Annotated in this window: 1 protein-coding gene; it reads right to left on the bottom strand. The window is 36.5% G+C overall.

What is annotated here, in order from left to right; translation table 11 throughout:
* The coding region (locus V6255_RS18635) for a hypothetical protein (RefSeq protein WP_341629446.1) at positions 1-219 on the bottom strand (219 nt) is incomplete at both ends.

A 219-nucleotide genomic window follows, 5' to 3' on the forward strand; every position in this document is an offset into this window, starting at 1 on the left:
TGCATCACTGCTTAACCCGCCATTAATATTCAAAAACTGTAACGCAGTTTGTTGATCATCATCGGGATTATTAACCACCAGGTTTTTACGTTTTATCGGAGGCGCTTTTACAGGGAAAAAAGGAATATCTTGATCGTAAATAAATGGCGACGTTTTATGATTAAAGAATCCATTCACCGCATCATTCATTTCTGCACTAGAGGGATAGTTATTATCTAA

Source organism: Psychromonas arctica, assembly GCF_038155225.1.
Taxonomy (GTDB): domain Bacteria; phylum Pseudomonadota; class Gammaproteobacteria; order Enterobacterales; family Psychromonadaceae; genus Psychromonas; species Psychromonas arctica_B.